Source organism: Pseudomonas lundensis (assembly GCF_001042985.1).
GTDB classification, from domain to species: domain Bacteria; phylum Pseudomonadota; class Gammaproteobacteria; order Pseudomonadales; family Pseudomonadaceae; genus Aquipseudomonas; species Aquipseudomonas lundensis.
In genome coordinates this window covers 32,764-50,262 of the sequence record NZ_JYKY01000017.1, presented here as the reverse complement: position 1 = coordinate 50,262, position 17,499 = coordinate 32,764, and the positions used below count along the sequence as shown (strand labels likewise).

Here is a 17,499-nt window from a genome sequence, read left to right as displayed (position 1 = left end):
TGGAGCCAAAGGTGTTCGCTGAAGGACCTGGCAGATGGCTGGCAGGTAAAGAGTTAACGGGATCAACGTTCATGGTTGATGCGAAGCCTGAACGGATCTGCGACACAGACGTCCGGCTCAACGATCGGCGCGCATGGTATCACTTCATTTAAAGCGGGTCGCCTTTGACGCAATTTAAATGGCGCCCTGCACAGCGGTGTTAGTTGGCGTATTACAGGTTTTGCGTGCGCGCTTAAATAGGAAATAAGTCGATAGCTTAGTTGGCGCTTAACTGCAAACACCTGAACGGCGCCTATAGTCTGATATGCGAATTAACTTACAAGATGATCGACATATGATGTATTCACCGCACGCTGTCTTTCTGCCGGGCGTTGAATAAATAGACCGGGAGAAGGCGGCGGACGAGGCTAGCCGAGGGGCGGCGGAGCCGTTTGCATGGCTTCGATCTGTTCGGTGAAAGAGGTAATCAGCAGCTTTTGTTCACTGTCATCGAGGGTCAGTTGGCCCGTGTGGGGGTCTATCAACTCAACCTGCCAGGCCAGCAGACTGAAGCAGTCCTTCAGGATCTCGACCGTTGGTTCGTGCAGGGCGCCCAGGTTTCTTGCCTGCCTGAGCAAGCTGCGCAGGGTTTGGCAAAAGCCTGCAATGGGCGTGATGGTCAACGCTTTGGCGCGTTTCTCCAGCCTGGAGAGGGTCTTGACCATGCAGTCGATCGCGTCGTCGTCGTGGTGAATCAGTCGCAAGTGAGTCAGGCATTCTTCTGCGGTGGTCAATAACACCTGAGCTTCGATTAAAAAGTCGGCTAGCGCTAATGGCCGGTCATTGCCATTGAACATGCTTATTCTCACTCTTCTGGAACGCCTTTTAAGTAAATGTCCGGGCTCATCGTGCAAAAGCCACCCATGAGCATGGCAACTGGATCAGCGTTTTGGGTGACTTTAAGTGCAACTTTTTGGGTGTCAGCAGTGGATGTGTTCGCTTCGTAAGTTTTAAAAAGCACGGTGCGCAGATATGCACCTCACGGCACAAGACAGCGCTGTTTCAGTAATAAAAAGTTCCTGCCGTGATTCATATAATGCGAAGGGGGTCACAATAATGGCAATCGAATAGCACGAATATCAGGGCCTTCCTGAGTGCTGCTCAGGGAATCCCTTAGGAGGGGCCCGCGAGGGAGAAAGGTGAGGGGGCTCGGGTCAAGCGCAGGCAGCAATAATGGCACTGGATGATGTTAAAGTGCCAGCACTTTGTGTGGCGGTTTGGCGCAGGGGGTCAAGGTCCTGATTTTGCTGCCGATAAGGCTAGGGTCTGTTCCTGTTTCAATGTAAGCCAGCGTCGCTGGGTCACATTTAGCCAGGCATGGCGCAGGGCGGGTGTTCGTCGCCGCTGCGAACAAACGCAAACAGACCCCACACACTCAGCCCCCACGCCCAGGAGTTATTCATGGCCGGCATTCTCGACACGGTAGACCAGCGCACCCAGTTGGTCGGTGAAAACCGACTGGAAATTCTCATGTTCCGTCTGGCGGGTCGGCAGCTGTTCGCGATCAACGTGTTCAAGGTGCAAGAGGTTCTGCAATTACCCAAATTGACCCTGATGCCGCAGCGACACCCGTTTGTGTGTGGTGTGGTGAATCTGCGTGGCCAGACCCTGCCCGTGATTGATTTGTCGCAGGCCATCGGTATGCGGCCTCTGGTGCCCGGCCCTGACAGTACGATCATCGTGACCGAGTACAACCGCTCGGTTCAGGCGTTTCTGGTGGGCGGGGTCGACCGCATCGTCAACATGAACTGGGAAGCCATCCTGCCTCCGCCCACCAGCGCCGGGCGTCAGCATTACCTGACCGCCATCAGTAAGGTCGATGAGCAACTGGTCGAGATCATTGACGTTGAGAAAGTGCTGGCGGAGATCGTGCCGTACAGCGCCAAGGTCTCGCGCGAGAAGCTCGAAGACCCGATCCTGGAGCATGCGCGGGGCCGCGAAGTGCTGCTGGTCGATGACTCCAAAGTCGCCCTGTCTCAATTGCGCGAAACCCTTTCGCAGTTGGGGGTCAAGATGCACGTGGCCAGCGATGGCCTCAAGGCACTGAACATGCTCAAGGGTTGGGCAGATGCCGGGCAGGTCATGACCGACAAGCTGTTGATGATCTTCACCGATGCTGAAATGCCCGAGATGGATGGCTATCGCCTGACCACTGAGATTCGTAACGATCCGCGCCTGCGCGGTCTATACGTGGTGCTGCACACCTCGCTGTCGGGCAGCTTCAACGAATCCATGGTCAAGAAGGTGGGCTGTGACAATTTCCTGTCCAAATTCCAGCCGGACAAACTGGTGGATGTGGTCCGTCAGCGTCTGATGCTGGATCAAGTGCCCGCCTGATTCTTTGCACGCAGGATCGGCTCGTATACTGTGGCGTTTTTAATCCGCAGGGAGCTGATTCATGCTGCAGCTAAGTTCGATATACCGATTCCCGCTCAAGTCCGGCAAAGGCGAAAGCTTGTCTCAGGTGCGCCTGGACAAACTGGGTGTGGAGGGTGATCGACGCTGGATGCTGGTGGATGAAGCTTCCGGGCGCTTTTTGACCCAGCGCTCCCACCCGCAGATGAGCCAACTCTCGGCCTTGTGGAATGCCAATGGCGGCCTGACGCTGACGACCGAAGGTTTTGAGGCGCTGGACGTGCCGTTGCCTCAGGCCGACAGTGACCTGCGCGGTGTGACCATTTGGCGCGACACGTTGCGTGTGCCCGATGCAGGCGATGAGGCGGCGCAGTGGTTGAGCCACTTTATCAACCAGAGCGTGAGGCTGGTGCATGTGCCGCTGGAGCGGGCGCGGACCACCGAAGCCGGTTATGGCCGCGATGATGACAAAGTGGCGTTCGCCGATGGTTACCCGTTGTTGCTCATTGGTCAGGCATCGCTCGACGACATTTCAGACAAGGTCGGTCGACCTTTCGAGATGCTGCGATTTCGTCCCAACCTCGTGGTCTCCGGCAGTGCAGCGTTTGCCGAAGATGGCTGGAAGCGTGTGCGTATTGGCGAGGTGGAGTTTCGCGTGGTGAAGTCATGCTCGCGTTGCATCCTCACCACCATTGATCCGCACACCGGCGAGCGTGACACCCAGCGTGAACCCTTGAAGACCCTGATGAGCTACCGCAAGCAGGAAGGCGGCACGATGTTCGGGCAGAACCTGGTGAACGACAGCCACGGCCTGCTGGAAGTCGGCATGCCGGTGACTGTGCTGGAATAACGCGTTGCCCCTGCAGGTGCGCTCGCTCCTGCAGGGGATTACCCGCGGTCACTGATCGTCAAAATACCGCTCATGCCAGTCCACCAGAGGCTGGGGCACGTTGAGTTTCTGACCGTAGATCACCGAGTACGACAACACGTTCTGCACGTACTGGCGGGTTTCGTCGAAGGGAATACTTTCAATCCACACGTCGAAGCCCAGGTGGTTGGCGCCCCGCAGCCATTGGCGAACACGGCCCGGCCCTGCGTTATACGCCGCTGAAGCCAATACCCGGTTGCCGTTGAACTGGCCATGCACCTGACTCAGGTAGGCGGCGCCCAGCTGGATGTTCTTGTCCGGGTTCAACACTTGTTGGGGCGATGCCAGCGGAATGCTGAATTTTCTGGCGGTTTCTTTGGCTGTGGCTGGCATCAATTGCATCAAGCCGCTCGCGCCCACGCCGGAACGCGCGTCATCCATAAAGGCACTTTCCTGACGGGTGATGGCGAATACCCAACTGGAATGCAAGCCGCGCACCTTGGCCTCGCGCACCAGGGTGTCGCGGTGCGCCATTGGGAAGCGGATGTCCAGATCGTCCCAATACTGCGCCTGACTGATGGTGCGAATGGCCGGGAAATACCATTTGCGGTCGTAGGCCAATTTGGCTTGCGCCACCATTTCGTCGCGATTGAAGTGGCGGCTGACGTGATACCACTCACGGCGGCCATCGACGATTTGCCCGCGGTCATGAAATTCCAGTGCGCGCTGTACGCCGGGGGTGTTGCGCACTTTGTTAATCAGTTGCGGGCTGAGCACCAGCGGTTTGTTGTTGAGCTGATAAGGGGTCTGCGCCCGATCGGCTGCCAGGAAGCCGTAGAAATCACGTTCGCGGGCCACATTTTTGAACAGCACTTGCGCTTGCGGATTTTTCGGTTCGGCCAGCTCCAGGCTGCGCGCCTGCCAGTAGCGCCAGCGGTTGCTGGTGGCCAGATCCTGCGGCAATTGGCGGGTCAGTTGATAGGCATCTTCCCAGCGTGCCAGGCGCAACAGCAGGCGCAAGCGCCATTCGGTGACGGTGTTGTCGCGCAGCTCGGGGTCATATTTGGTCATGATGTCCAAGCCGCGGCTGTCATAGCGGCGGGCAAACGTCAGACCAATCTCACGGGCGATGGCGACCTTTTCATCCCGTGAGAAATGCATGTTGGTGGCGTAGGTGTCGAGCAGTGCTGCCGCTTTCTCAGGGTCCTGTCGCGCTAAACGTCGCAAGCCCAGGCCTACGGCGTCAGACATGGCCTCACTGGCTGGCAGAAAGCGCGATGGTTGGCTGAGCAGATCGGGCTTTTGCGCCACTTCAATCATCACTTTGGCTTGTGGGCCTAGCGTGTTGAGGCCGTTAGCCAGGGTGGTGGCCAGGCCGTAATTGCGGGCTTCAGCCGCCAGCTTTACCCGCTGCCAGCGTTTTTGTTCGGTCAGTTGGCCGTCGGCGGCCCACTGGCTGAACAGGGCGTCGCACGCCGCCGGTTGTGCTTTGCCCACCAGCCAGAGTTTTTCCGCGCTGGCGTAACCTTCGGCTTTTTGGTTGTGCGCCAGTTGGTACTGGCCGTTCAGGCAGTCCAGCTCGGTAAAGTTGAGCTTGGGGTCGTAATACTTGGCAAAGGTCGCCCAGTCGCCGCGATCAGCCAGCCAGCGCAACCAGCGCAGTTTCATCCAGTTGGCTTGCGGCAGGTCGCCATGCGCCGCCAAAAACTGCTCGATTTCAGCGTTGCTGGCGCTTTTCAGGCGGGCGGTGAGTTCGTCGTAGGCCAGATACGGCGTCAGCGGGTAGCTGCGCAGGGCATCGGCATTTCGGAAGTAGGGGCCGGAATCGCCTTTGGCCAAGGCGCGTTTGGCCTCGTCGTACAGTTGGCGTTGTTGGGTCAGGTCTGCGGCCTGTGCGGCTTGCACGGCGCAACTGGTGAGAAGCAGGCAGGATAAAAAGTTGAAGAGACGACTGCGCATGGGGCTTCCGTACAGATGAAAAACGCGGTGTGTGCAGGGGGAGCCCGGCACTGATTGAGTCGTAGCTTAGCCTTTTGCCAGCAGCGCGTGAACGCCTTGCAGGCCCAGCGGTGAAACTTGCGACTGAATGGAGGCAAGCGCAGGGCCAACAATAAATAGCCGGCCGCCTGAAGGCGCAAATCAGGTAGAATGCGCGCCCAGTTTTTGGAGAAGCTCATGACCCTGCTCAAATTCAGCGATGTGTCCCTTGCTTTCGGCTCTACGCCGTTGTTGGACAAGGTGTCCTGGCAGATCGCCCGTGGAGAGCGGGTGTGCATCATCGGCCGCAACGGCACCGGCAAGTCCAGCATGATGAAGCTGGTAAAAGGTGATCAAAAGCCCGACGACGGCTCTGTCTGGCGCGCACCCGGCCTCAAGATTGGCGAATTGCCGCAAGAGTTGCCGGTTGCCGACGGACGGACGGTGTTCGACGTGGTGGCCGAAGGCCTCGACGGTGTGGGCGAGCTGCTGGCTCAGTACCACCACCTCAGCCAGAACATCGTCACCGACGCCGATCTGGACAAGTTGATGCACGTCCAGCAAGACCTCGAAGCCCGTGACGGCTGGCGCTTGCAGCAACTGGTCGACAGCACCCTGAGCCGCTTGCAATTGCCGGCGGACAAAACCCTGGCCGAATTGTCCGGCGGCTGGCGTCGTCGTGTTCTGTTGGCGCAAGCGCTGGTGTCCGAGCCGGACCTGCTGCTGCTCGACGAACCGACCAACCACCTGGACATCGGTGCAATCGCCTGGCTCGAAGAAGCCCTCAAGGACTTCCAGGGGGCCGTGCTGTTCATTACCCACGACCGTTCATTCCTGCAAAATCTGGCGACCCGGATTCTGGAGCTGGACCGTGGCGGCCTGATTGACTGGAACGGCGACTACGCCAGTTTCCTGGTCCATAAGGAAGCCAGCCTGGCAGCGGAAGAAACCGCGAACGCGCTGTTCGACAAGCGCCTGGCCCAGGAAGAAGTGTGGATTCGCCAGGGCATCAAGGCGCGTCGCACCCGTAACGAAGGCCGTGTGCGTGCGCTCAAGGCCCTGCGTGTTGAACGCAGCGAGCGCCGTGAGCGCACCGGCAAAGCCAATATCCAGCTCGACACCGCTGACAAGTCCGGCAAGCAAGTGATGGTGCTGGAAAACGTCAGCTTCGCGCACCCGGAAGGTCCGTTCCTGATCAAGGACTTCTCGATGGTGTTGCAGCGCGGCGACCGTATCGGTCTGCTGGGCGCCAACGGTACGGGCAAAACGACCCTGCTCAAGTTGATGCTGGGCGGTTTGCAGCCTACCAACGGCAAGGTGGAAGAGGGGACGCGCATCGACGTGGCGTACTTCGACCAGTTGCGTCATCAGTTGGACCTGGAAAAAACCGTTATCGATAACGTGGCTGAAGGCCGTGACTTTATCGATATCGATGGCCAAAGCCGCCACGTCCTCAGCTACCTGGGTGATTTCCTGTTCAGCCCGCAGCGTGCCCGCACGCCGGTCAAGGCGCTGTCAGGGGGCGAGCGTGCGCGCTTGCTGCTGGCCAAGTTGTTCAGCAAGCCTGCCAACCTGCTGGTCCTCGACGAACCGACCAACGACCTCGACGTCGAAACCCTCGAACTGCTTGAAGAGGTCTTGCTGACCTTCAAGGGCACCGTATTGATGGTCAGTCACGACCGGGCATTTCTCGACAACGTGGTCACCAGCACGTTGGTCTTTGAAGGCGAAGGCAAGGTGCGTGAATACGTGGGCGGTTATCAGGACTGGCTGCGCCAGGGCGGCTCGCCGCGCTTGCTCGGCGTGACTGAAAGCAAATCCGGCAAGGCGGACCTCACCTCGGCCGTGGTCACAGCAGCTCCCGCGCAAGCGCCGGCGGCACCTGTTGCGGCAAAAAAGAAGCTGAGCTACAAGCTGCAGCGCGAACTGGAAGCGCTCCCGGGCGAGATTGATGCCAAGGAGCAGGCGATTGCCGCAGTCGAAGCTGAAATGGCTGACGCGGGCTTCTATCAGCGTCCTGCTGCACAAACGGCTGAAGTGATTGCCAAGCTTGAAGCGTTGCAAGCGGAACTTGAGCAACTGGTGGAGCGTTGGGCTGAGCTGGATGCCTGATTGAGCTGTCGCTGAACTGAAAAAGCCCGGCCTTTTTAATCAAAAGGTCGGGCTTTTTTGCTCGCGGGGGGGCTCAGTCGGGCTTTTTGAGGCTGACCGCCAGTACGTCGCAAGGCGCGCCATGCAGCACGTCGTTGGCGGTGGAGCCCAATAGCAGGGCAAGGCCGTGGCGGCCGTGGCTGCCGACGACGATCAGGTCGCAGTGATGCTCCTTGGCAAAACTGTGAATTTCTTGTCGGGGTTGGCCATAGGCCAGCTTGCAATTTTCTTTTGTGAGTTGCGGATAGATATCGATCAGCCGATCAAGGCGCTCTTTGGCCTGATCAAACTGTTGTTGTTGCAACTGTGACAGGTCCATCGGCACATCCCCGCCAAAGGCCATGGCCATGGGTTCGACGATGTGGATCAAAGACAGCGTGGCGCCATTGGCTTCTGCGCTGGCGCTGGCGCGATAAATCACCGGGTCGCACTCTTCGGTCAGGTCTACGGCAACCAAAATATGCGTGTAGGGTTTGGGTGTGGACATGTGAGGCGCTCCTGTAAACGGTCATGGGCGTGAGTATGGCTCTTTTGCAGAGCCTTGGTTCAAGTCAGGGTCAATGCATTAATTTGAAGGCAGTGAGAGTACACATATGACGGTATGGATAGTGGTGTCAATCCTGGCGCTGATTTTGAGTCCGCTTGCCTGGCTGCGTCCTTCGCGTCGTCAAAGCGGGCGTATGGCGCTGCGCATGGAAGCACGGCGGATGGGTTTGGCCATGCAATTGACGCCTCAGGAATGGCCGCATTGGCTGGAGCCGGAGCCGCCCGGCTCATGTGCGCAGTTTCATCGTCCGCGGCGCGGCAACGACCCGCAGGTGTGGTGTTATTGGCAATCCGCGCCGGGAATATGGGTCAATCAATGGCGTGAAGTCTGCACCGATGAGCGCTTGTTGGCGCAGTTTCGCAAGCTGCCGGCGAACGTATACAAAGTGGAAGCAGGCAAGCAGATGATCGCACTGTACTGGGGCGAGAAAGGCGAATCGCAGGTCCTGGTGGCGATCGATGAAGTCCTCAAAGCCCTCGCGTGAGCGGGCTGCCACCGTCTCGCGGCGGCGTGCGCAGGCGAGCAAGAACTGACTGATGGGTCGTTTTGTCATCGTTGTTTCGGACAATTGACAAGCGCACGCTTTTCCGTGAAGGTGTGACACCCAAATCAAACGGGCGTATGAATCGAGTGTTTGCCGTGCAGGCAGCGTTCGCATAACCCCGAATATCGCGTTGGCGGGTGTGCCTGGTGGATTGGCGTTAGCATTGACGGTGTCGTCATTGCCAGCCAGACGCTAGCGTCCGACGTGTACTGTTCAGCTTCCATATCCTGGAGATCAGTTGATGATTTACGAAGGTAAAGCCATCACGGTTACGGCTCTTGAAAGTGGCATCGTCGAACTGAAGTTCGACCTCAAGGGTGAGTCCGTCAACAAGTTCAACCGTCTAACCCTGAACGAATTGCGTCAGGCAGTCGATGCGATCAAGGCAGATGCTTCGGTCAAGGGCGTTATTGTTTCCAGCGGCAAAGACGTTTTCATCGTCGGCGCGGACATCACCGAATTCGTCGAAAACTTCAAGTTGCCGGATGCCGAGCTGATTGCTGGCAACCTCGAAGCCAACAAGATCTTCAGTGACTTCGAAGACCTCAATGTCCCAACCGTAGCAGCCATCAACGGAATTGCACTGGGCGGTGGTCTGGAAATGTGCCTGGCGGCGGATTTCCGTGTCATGGCCGACAGCGCCAAAATCGGTCTGCCCGAAGTCAAGCTCGGCATCTATCCGGGCTTTGGCGGCACGGTCCGCCTGCCGCGCCTGATTGGTGTGGACAACGCTGTTGAGTGGATCGCCTCCGGCAAAGAAAACCGTGCTGAAGATGCGCTGAAAGTCAGCGCCGTTGACGCTGTAGTGACGGCCGACAAGCTGGGCGCTGCAGCCTTGGACCTGATCAAGCGTGCCATTAGCGGCGAGCTGGACTACAAGGCCAAGCGTCAGCCAAAACTTGAGAAGCTCAAGCTGAACGCCATCGAACAAATGATGGCATTCGAAACCGCCAAAGGTTTCGTGGCCGGTCAAGCCGGTCCGAACTACCCGGCGCCGGTTGAAGCGATCAAAACCATCCAAAAGGCTGCGAACTTCGGTCGCGATAAAGCACTGGAAGTGGAGGCGGCAGGTTTTGCCAAGCTGGCCAAGACCTCTGCCTCGCAATGCCTGATCGGGTTGTTCCTGAACGATCAGGAACTGAAGAAAAAAGCCAAGATCCACGACAAGATCGCCAAAGACGTGAAGCAGGCTGCCGTTCTGGGCGCGGGCATCATGGGGGGCGGTATTGCCTATCAGTCGGCCTCCAAAGGCACGCCGATCCTGATGAAAGACATCAACGAGCACGGCATCGAGCAGGGTCTGGCTGAAGCCGCCAAGTTGCTGGTGGGGCGCGTTGATAAAGGTCGTATGACCCCCGCCAAAATGGCTGAAGTGCTCAATGGTATTCGTCCTACTTTGTCCTACGGTGATTTCGGTCACGTGGACCTGGTGGTCGAAGCGGTCGTTGAAAACCCGAAGGTCAAGCAGGCGGTACTCGCTGAAGTTGAAGACCACGTCAAGGAAGATGCCATTCTGGCGTCGAACACCTCGACCATTTCCATCAGCCTGTTGGCAAAAGCCCTCAAGCGTCCGGAAAACTTCGTCGGCATGCACTTCTTCAATCCGGTGCACATGATGCCGCTGGTTGAAGTGATTCGTGGCGAGAAATCCAGTGACCTGGCTGTGGCCACCACGGTTGCCTACGCCAAGAAAATGGGTAAAAACCCGATCGTCGTCAACGACTGCCCGGGCTTCCTGGTCAACCGTGTGCTGTTCCCGTACTTCGGCGGTTTTGCCAAGTTGGTCAGCGCTGGCGTCGACTTCGTGCGCATTGACAAGGTCATGGAAAAATTCGGCTGGCCAATGGGCCCGGCGTACCTGATGGACGTGGTCGGCATCGACACTGGCCACCATGGTCGCGACGTGATGGCGGAAGGTTTCCCGGACCGCATGAAAGATGACCGTCGTTCAGCGATCGATGCGCTGTACGAAGCCAAGCGTCTGGGTCAGAAAAACGGCAAGGGTTTCTACGCTTACGAGGCGGACAAGCGCGGCAAGCAGAAGAAAGTCGTCGACTCAAGCGTGCTTGAGGTGCTCAAGCCGATCGTTTACGAGCAGCGTGACGTCACCGACGAAGACATCATCAACTGGATGATGATCCCGCTGTGCCTTGAAACCGTGCGTTGCCTGGAAGACGGCATCGTTGAAACCGCCGCCGAGGCCGACATGGGCCTGGTGTACGGCATCGGTTTCCCTCCATTCCGTGGCGGCGCTCTGCGCTACATCGACTCGGTCGGTGTTGCAGAGTTCGTGGCCCTGGCTGATCAGTACGCTGAACTGGGCGCGCTGTACCACCCGACGGCGAAGCTGCGTGAAATGGCCAAAAACGGCCAGAGCTTCTTCGGTTAAGCGCCCCATTAGAGTGAGAGTGAAATTATGAGCTTGAATCCTAGAGACGTGGTGATTGTAGACTTCGGTCGCACCCCGATGGGCCGCTCCAAGGGTGGCATGCACCGCAACACCCGTGCTGAAGACATGTCTGCGCACCTGATCAGCAAAGTGCTGGAGCGCAACAGCAAGGTTGACCCGAACGAAGTGGAAGATGTGATTTGGGGTTGTGTTAACCAGACCCTGGAGCAGGGCTGGAACATCGCGCGCATGGCGTCGTTGATGACCCAGATCCCGCACACCTCAGCAGCCCAGACCGTGAGCCGCCTGTGCGGTTCATCCATGAGCGCGTTGCACACCGCTGCGCAAGCGATCATGACCGGCAACGGTGACGTATTCGTGGTGGGCGGCGTCGAGCATATGGGTCATGTGAGCATGATGCATGGCGTCGACCCTAACCCGCACATGTCGCTGTATGCGGCCAAGGCGTCGGGCATGATGGGCCTGACCGCTGAAATGCTGGGCAAGATGCACGGTATTACGCGTGAACAACAGGATGCTTTCGGCGTTCGTTCGCACCAGTTGGCCCACAAGGCGACGATTGAAGGCAAGTTCAAAGACGAAATCATCCCGATGCAGGGATATGACGAAAATGGCTTCCTGAAAACGTTCGACTACGATGAGACCATTCGTCCGGAAACGACAATGGAAAGCCTGGCGGCGTTGAAACCTGCGTTTAACCCTAAAGGCGGCACGGTAACCGCCGGTACGTCGTCGCAAATCACTGATGGTGCATCGTGCATGATCGTGATGTCCGCTCAGCGTGCAAAAGACCTGGGTCTGGAGCCTCTGGCTGTGATTCGTTCGATGGCTGTTGCAGGTGTAGACCCTGCAATTATGGGTTATGGTCCGGTTCCGGCGACGCAGAAAGCCTTGAAGCGCGCGGGCTTGAGCATGGCCGATATTGACTTCATCGAACTCAACGAAGCGTTCGCTGCACAGGCGCTTCCGGTGCTGAAAGATTTGAAAGTGCTCGACAAGATGAATGAGAAGGTTAACCTGCACGGCGGCGCCATTGCTCTGGGTCATCCATTTGGATGCTCGGGTGCGCGTATCTCCGGCACCTTGCTCAATGTCATGAAACAAAATGGCGGCACCTTCGGGTTGTCCACCATGTGCATTGGTCTTGGCCAGGGCATTGCAACTGTCTTCGAACGCGTCTAAGCGTTGCGTTGACAGAAGCCGGGGCCAAGTGCCCCGGTTTTTGTTTTTATGACTTTTTAATCGTCATGGGCTTTAATTTTTTTTATTTGTAAAGAAGGTGTCGCAACATGCCGCTACAACCGGGCCTCTATCAGCATTACAAAGGGCCGCAATATCGGGTATTCAACGTGGCTCGCCATTCTGAAACCGAAGAGGAAGTGGTGTTCTACCAAGCCCTGTATGGGGATTTCGGTTTTTGGGTGCGCCCATTGAGCATGTTTTTGGAAACGGTCGAAGTGGATGGCGAGCAAGTACCGCGCTTTGCACTGATTCAGGCCGAACCCAGTCTTTTTTCCCGGCCATAAGCGGGCGTCGCGCAGCACCCTGCGCTTGACCTCACCTTGTTGCCACTATATATAGCGGTGCCGCGTCAGGCGCGAACCGCCTTTCACTTCTAGAATTCAGGAATTTTCTGATCCATGGGCAAATCGCTGGTCATTGTGGAATCCCCGGCTAAGGCCAAGACCATCAACAAGTACTTGGGTAACGAGTACGTGGTGAAGTCGAGTATCGGCCATATCCGAGACCTGCCCACCAGCGGTTCGGCTAGCGCCAGCAAAGAACCGGCTGCCAAGCGTGGCAAGGCCGCAGCGGGCGAAGCGCCTGCTTTGTCGCCGAAAGAGAAAGCTCAAAAGCAGCTGATCTCGCGCATGGGCGTCGATCCGGAGCACGGCTGGAAAGCCAAGTACGAGATCCTTCCCGGCAAGGAAAAGGTCATCGAAGAGCTGCGCCGGCTCGCCAAGGATGCTGACACCATCTATCTCGCAACCGACTTGGATCGCGAGGGGGAGGCCATTGCATGGCACCTGCGCGAAGCCATCGGTGGGGATGACAGTCGCTACAAGCGCGTGGTGTTCAACGAAATCACCAAAAAAGCCATTCAGGAAGCGTTCTCCAAGCCGGGCGAGCTGGACATCAACCGCGTCAATGCCCAGCAAGCGCGCCGTTTCCTCGATCGCGTGGTGGGCTACATGGTTTCGCCGTTGCTGTGGGCAAAAATTGCCCGTGGTTTGTCGGCAGGTCGTGTGCAATCGGTGGCCGTCAAGCTGGTGGTTGAGCGTGAGCGCGAAATTCGGGCATTCAACCCTGAAGAATATTGGGAAGTTCATGCGGACCTGGGCACGGCCAAAGGCGCAAAAGTGCGCTTCGATGTGGCCCGCGAAAAAGGCGAGGCCTTCAAGCCGCTGAATGAAGCCCAGGCCATGGCAGCGCTGGAGAAGCTCAAGGCATCCAGCTACACCATCGCCAAGCGTGAAGACAAACCGACCAGCAGCAAGCCGTCGGCACCGTTCATCACCTCCACCTTGCAACAGGCTGCGAGCAATCGCTTGGGCTTCGGGGTGAAGAAGACCATGATGATGGCTCAACGCTTGTACGAAGCGGGCTACATCACCTATATGCGTACCGACTCCACCAACCTGTCGGTGGATGCGGTTGAAATGGCCCGCACCTACATTGAAGGTGAGTTCGGCGCGTCGTATCTGCCGCCAGCGCCTAACGTCTACAGCAGCAAGGAAGGCGCACAAGAGGCTCACGAAGCGATTCGTCCTTCAGACGTGAACATGCACCCGAGCAAGCTGTCGGGCATGGAGCGCGACGCTGAGCGCCTTTACGAGCTGATCTGGCGCCAGTTTGTGGCGTGCCAGATGCTGCCGGCCAAATATTTGTCCACCACCGTGAGTGTGGCGGCCGGTGATTTTGAGCTGCGCGCCAAAGGCCGCATCCTCAAGTTCGACGGTTACACCCGGGTCATGCCGCAAATTGCCAAGCCGGGCGACGACGATGTGTTGCCGGACATGGCTCAGGGCGATGTGTTGAAACTGATCAACCTTGATCCGACCCAGCACTTCACCAAGCCACCGGCACGTTACTCCGAAGCCAGCCTGGTCAAAGAGATGGAAAAGCGTGGCATTGGTCGTCCATCGACCTATGCAGCCATCATTTCGACCATTCAGGATCGCGGCTATGTGGCCTTGCACAACCGCCGTTTCTACTCCGAAAAAATGGGCGACATCGTTACCGAGCGTTTGTCCGAGAGTTTCTCCGACCTGATGGACTACGGCTTCACCGCCGGAATGGAAGAAAACCTCGATGACGTGGCGCACGGCGAGCGTGACTGGAAGAACGTGCTGGACGAGTTCTACGGCAGCTTCAAGAAAAAACTTGAAGTGGCGGCGGACCCGGACAGTGGCATGCGTGCCAACCAGCCGGTGATGACTGATATTGCGTGCAAGGAATGCGGGCGCCCGATGCAGATCCGTACGGCATCGACCGGTGTATTCCTTGGTTGCTCGGGCTATAGCCTGCCGCCCAAAGAGCGTTGCAAGGCCACCGTCAACCTGGTGCCGGGCGACGAGATCGCAGCGGACGATGAGGGTGAGTCTGAGTCGCGGGTTTTGCTGGGCAAGCACCGTTGCCCGATTTGCAGCACCGCGATGGATGCTTACCTGCTGGATGAGAAGCACAAGCTGCACATCTGTGGTAACAACCCGGATTGCGCTGGCTACGAAATCGAAGAAGGCAGCTACCGCATCAAAGGGTATGAAGGCCCGAGCCTGGAATGTGACAAGTGCGGCAGCGAGATGCAGCTCAAGACCGGCCGGTTCGGCAAGTTCTTCGGCTGCACCAATGCGGAATGTAAAAACACACGCAAGCTGCTGAAAAGCGGTGAAGCGGCCCCGCCGAAAATGGACCCGGTGAAAATGCCGGAGCTCAAGTGCGAGAAGGTCAACGACACCTACATTCTGCGTGATGGTGCGTCGGGGCTGTTCCTGGCAGCTAGCCAGTTCCCGAAAAACCGTGAGACCCGCGCACCGCTGGTGATTGAAATCATTGCGCATAAGGATGAAATCGATCCGAAGTACCACTTCTTGTGTGAAGCGCCGAAGAAAGACCCGGAGGGTCGACCTGCTGTGATCCGTTACAGCCGTAAGACCAAGGAGCAATACGTGCAAACTGAAGTGGACGGCAAGCCGACAGGCTGGCGCGCGTTCTACGACGGTTCCAGCTGGAAAGTTGAAGACAAGCGCAAAGACAAAGACGCTTGATCCGTTGCTGAACGGCTAAAAACCGCGCGAGGGCTGCATGCCCCGCGCGGTTTTTTTTGACCTGTGGTTGAGGTCTCGACCAGGCAGGAGACTGATGCTTTCGTGCGACGACTTCGTCGCTGGACGCCCCGCTAGGCGTCAAAGGCTATAGAGGCAACAGTCCGGTTGCCGCAGATTCAGGGCGAGAAGAGTGAAGCCCCTTGCGCCTGTCACCTCATTTCCTTGAGACTGCTCGACCTGCCCTAACCCTTTTGCTGTGGAGCGCCTGTATGGCTCACGAACTCTATACCCGCACCAATCAGAAAATTTATTTTGCGGGCTTGGCGCTGGAAGCCATGAATAAGGCATCACACGGCGGGGCCATGAATGCGCAAGCATTGCGACAGGCAGAGTGTGAGTCGGCAGTGTTTCACTTGTATGGCGCGCTGCTGGGTTTGTGTCATGAAATTGCGGGTTTCTATCGGTTGCCGCAGGCTCACGCTAATCGTGTGGAGTTGTTGCTGACGCAAGACGTATTGGACGCCAACGCTATTCCAGAACTGGCCGAAATGGTGGAGCTGGCGCGGGCTCCGGGCACTTGGCTGGCGCAGTTAGTGGCCGCGCATGCAGCCCTGTATCAACCCTTGCAGGCGCCTAAAAAGGTCAAGGTCGATGTGTTTCAACCCTTGATTGACGTGGTCAGTCTGGAAGATGACGTGCAGGAAACACTCAGCCACGAAACCCTTGAGCAATGGCGTCAAAGCCTTAAGAAAATGGCCCTGCGCTTTCGCGATGGACTCAATGAGTGCTAAAAGTCGGGTTCGAAACTGTACGGTCATTCATCAGGACGTCATTAAAGCGCCATAGAACGTGGCAAATTCCTGAGGGATGACTGATATAATCCCGCGCTTTCGTGGAGAACCAACTTTTATGCCAACGTCCTTTCTAGAAATTGTCGAATTGCCTGACGGCCGTATCGAATTGCGCCGGGCTGAGGACGAGGGGTCTTTGGTGACGCTGAACTTCTCTGAAGACGCCAAGGCCTTTCTTCAGGGGCAGCATGTTGAAGTGGCAAAAGCCATGTTGAGTGTTGGTGTGCAAATGGCGGGGCGGCTGGCCGAGGGCGAGCTTGAAAAAGAGGATGAAGGACCGCGCATCCTTCACTGAGTGTTTTGGGTGAACCGTTCAACGGCTGGCTTCTGTGTTCTATAGAAGCCCCGTGCTGGGCTGTTTAGCCCAATCGAATATTCAGGCTTTGCCCTTGACCCATCAGGGCTGCGCCAATCAATTGTTGACGTGCGGTGCTGTTGAGCGGGTTTATCCAGCTCACCACCGTGTGGCTGCGGCCTAGGCGCAGCGCTTCACAGGTCAATTGCAAAGCGCTCTTGTTGCCGTTGGGCTGGAGCAGCAAAATGCGTTCGCGGTTCAGGCCAGCATCGCGCAGCCAGCTTTGCGTCAGGCTGGCGGGTGGAGCGATCAGTGTCAGCCAGCGCTCATCTTGTTGCTCGCTGAGTTCGCGAAGCATGGGGGCCAGCAGGCTCAAGCAGTTCTCGGCAGCGCCGCGTAGCGACAGTTCACTGAAAACTTCAGGTTCTGCGCGCCAGGGTGAATCAAGCACAGTCTTGATCGTGGCGGGCATGGGTTGAGCCATGAATGCCTCGAATAAAGGAAGTTGTGCGGGTAGCGATGTGTGCGGGAACTGCATGACGCCTCCTTATTAACGGCGAATAACGCCGACACTCAGGCCTTCGATAACCAGTTCCTGCTCTTTGAGGTTGACCTCAATCGGCGCGAAATCGGGGTTCTCGGCGATAAGCCAGACTTTGCTGCCTTCTCGCTTGAATCGTTTGACCGTTACTTCGTCATCAATACGGGCTACCACGATTTGCCCGTTTCTTGCCTCGCGGCACGTGTGGACGGCAAGCAGGTCGCCATCAAAGATGCCAACGTCCTTCATGCTCATGCCCTGGACGCGCAACAGGTAGTCGGCGCGCGGGTGGAAGAAGGTCGGGTTGATGTTGCAGGACTCTTCAACGTGTTCCTGCGCCAGTATGGGAGCGCCAGCAGCCACTCGACCGATGATGGGCAGGGTGGACTCGTCGGCACTGGCCTCGAAACCGGGGATCCGGATGCCGCGGGAGGCGCCCGGCGTCATTTCGATGGCGCCCTTGCGGGCCAGGGCTTTGAGGTGTTCTTCGGCGGCATTGGGTGACTTGAAGCCCAGCTCCTGTGCGATTTCAGCACGGGTGGGCGGGTAGCCGTTGTCATCCAGGCAGCGTTTGATAAAGGCCAGGATCTCAGCTTGGCGTGGCGTCAGTTTTAGCATGATGATCGCTCTGTCTTTTTATACAGTGACTGGGA

At 57.6% G+C, this 17,499-nt stretch carries 15 protein-coding genes; 10 read left to right on the top strand and 5 right to left on the bottom strand.

Going from position 1 to position 17,499, the window contains the following annotated elements; translation table 11 throughout:
• Positions 1-407: 407 nt before the first annotated feature.
• Entirely contained in the window at positions 408-836 is a 429-nt protein-coding gene (locus TU74_RS14575) for a hypothetical protein (RefSeq protein WP_048376919.1), read from the bottom strand.
• Between the two features lie 604 nt (positions 837-1,440).
• On the opposite strand from TU74_RS14575, the gene TU74_RS14570 reads away from it, so the two are divergent.
• Both TU74_RS14570 and TU74_RS14565 read left to right on the top strand, forming a co-directional pair.
• On the top strand, positions 1,441-2,376 hold the full coding sequence (locus tag TU74_RS14570; RefSeq protein WP_047274015.1) for a chemotaxis protein CheV: 936 nt from the start codon (positions 1,441-1,443) through the stop codon (positions 2,374-2,376).
• A 61-nt stretch (positions 2,377-2,437) separates the two neighbouring features.
• Positions 2,438-3,244, top strand: a complete 807-nt coding sequence (locus TU74_RS14565; protein ID WP_048376918.1) for an MOSC domain-containing protein — start codon at positions 2,438-2,440, stop codon at positions 3,242-3,244.
• 48 nt (positions 3,245-3,292) lie between these two features.
• On the opposite strand, the gene TU74_RS14560 is transcribed toward TU74_RS14565, so the two are convergent.
• Positions 3,293-5,221: a transglycosylase SLT domain-containing protein gene (locus tag TU74_RS14560; protein WP_047274019.1), complete on the bottom strand. Its 1,929-nt coding sequence runs from the start codon at positions 5,219-5,221 to the stop codon at positions 3,293-3,295.
• A 216-nt stretch (positions 5,222-5,437) separates the two neighbouring features.
• Here TU74_RS14560 and TU74_RS14555 point away from each other — a divergent pair, with 216 nt between their 5' ends.
• A complete protein-coding gene (locus TU74_RS14555) occupies positions 5,438-7,351 on the top strand; it encodes an ATP-binding cassette domain-containing protein (RefSeq protein ID WP_048376947.1) in 1,914 nt (637 codons plus the stop codon).
• A 73-nt stretch (positions 7,352-7,424) separates the two neighbouring features.
• On the opposite strand, the gene TU74_RS14550 is transcribed toward TU74_RS14555, so the two are convergent.
• Positions 7,425-7,877 carry a universal stress protein gene (locus TU74_RS14550; protein WP_047275652.1) on the bottom strand — a complete coding sequence of 151 codons (453 nt, stop codon included), beginning with the start codon at positions 7,875-7,877 and terminating at the stop codon, positions 7,425-7,427.
• A gap of 106 nt (positions 7,878-7,983) precedes the next feature.
• Between TU74_RS14550 and TU74_RS14545 the strand changes: the two genes are divergently transcribed.
• The 7 genes from TU74_RS14545 (at position 7,984) to TU74_RS14515 (ending at position 16,305) form a co-directional block, all read left to right on the top strand.
• Positions 7,984-8,421 (top strand): hypothetical protein, encoded by a 438-nt coding sequence (locus TU74_RS14545; RefSeq protein ID WP_047274023.1) that lies wholly within the window; start codon positions 7,984-7,986, stop codon positions 8,419-8,421.
• 301 nt (positions 8,422-8,722) lie between these two features.
• Positions 8,723-10,870 (top strand): fatty acid oxidation complex subunit alpha FadB, encoded by a 2,148-nt coding sequence (gene fadB, locus TU74_RS14540; RefSeq protein WP_047274025.1) that lies wholly within the window; start codon positions 8,723-8,725, stop codon positions 10,868-10,870.
• A gap of 27 nt (positions 10,871-10,897) precedes the next feature.
• On the top strand, positions 10,898-12,073 hold the full coding sequence (gene fadA, locus TU74_RS14535) for an acetyl-CoA C-acyltransferase FadA (protein ID WP_047274026.1): 1,176 nt from the start codon (positions 10,898-10,900) through the stop codon (positions 12,071-12,073).
• Positions 12,074-12,180: 107 nt separating this feature from the next.
• A complete protein-coding gene (locus tag TU74_RS14530; RefSeq protein ID WP_048376917.1) occupies positions 12,181-12,417 on the top strand; it encodes a DUF1653 domain-containing protein in 237 nt (78 codons plus the stop codon).
• Between the two features lie 114 nt (positions 12,418-12,531).
• The gene (gene topA / locus TU74_RS14525; RefSeq protein WP_048376916.1) at positions 12,532-15,159 is read left to right on the top strand and encodes a type I DNA topoisomerase; all 2,628 of its coding nucleotides are present in this window, start codon (positions 12,532-12,534) and stop codon (positions 15,157-15,159) included.
• A 269-nt stretch (positions 15,160-15,428) separates the two neighbouring features.
• Positions 15,429-15,950, top strand: a complete 522-nt coding sequence (locus TU74_RS14520) for a DUF6586 family protein (protein WP_047293080.1) — start codon at positions 15,429-15,431, stop codon at positions 15,948-15,950.
• 118 nt (positions 15,951-16,068) lie between these two features.
• Positions 16,069-16,305 carry a hypothetical protein gene (locus TU74_RS14515; RefSeq protein WP_047275661.1) on the top strand — a complete coding sequence of 79 codons (237 nt, stop codon included), beginning with the start codon at positions 16,069-16,071 and terminating at the stop codon, positions 16,303-16,305.
• A 64-nt stretch (positions 16,306-16,369) separates the two neighbouring features.
• Here TU74_RS14515 and sulA read toward each other — a convergent pair whose 3' ends face one another.
• Complete coding sequence (gene sulA / locus TU74_RS14510) at positions 16,370-16,843, bottom strand: SOS-induced cell division inhibitor SulA (RefSeq protein WP_047274035.1); 474 nt, start codon at positions 16,841-16,843, stop codon at positions 16,370-16,372.
• Positions 16,844-16,855: 12 nt separating this feature from the next.
• Complete coding sequence (gene lexA / locus TU74_RS14505) at positions 16,856-17,464, bottom strand: transcriptional repressor LexA (protein ID WP_047274037.1); 609 nt, start codon at positions 17,462-17,464, stop codon at positions 16,856-16,858.
• Between the last annotated feature and the right edge of the window lie 35 nt (positions 17,465-17,499).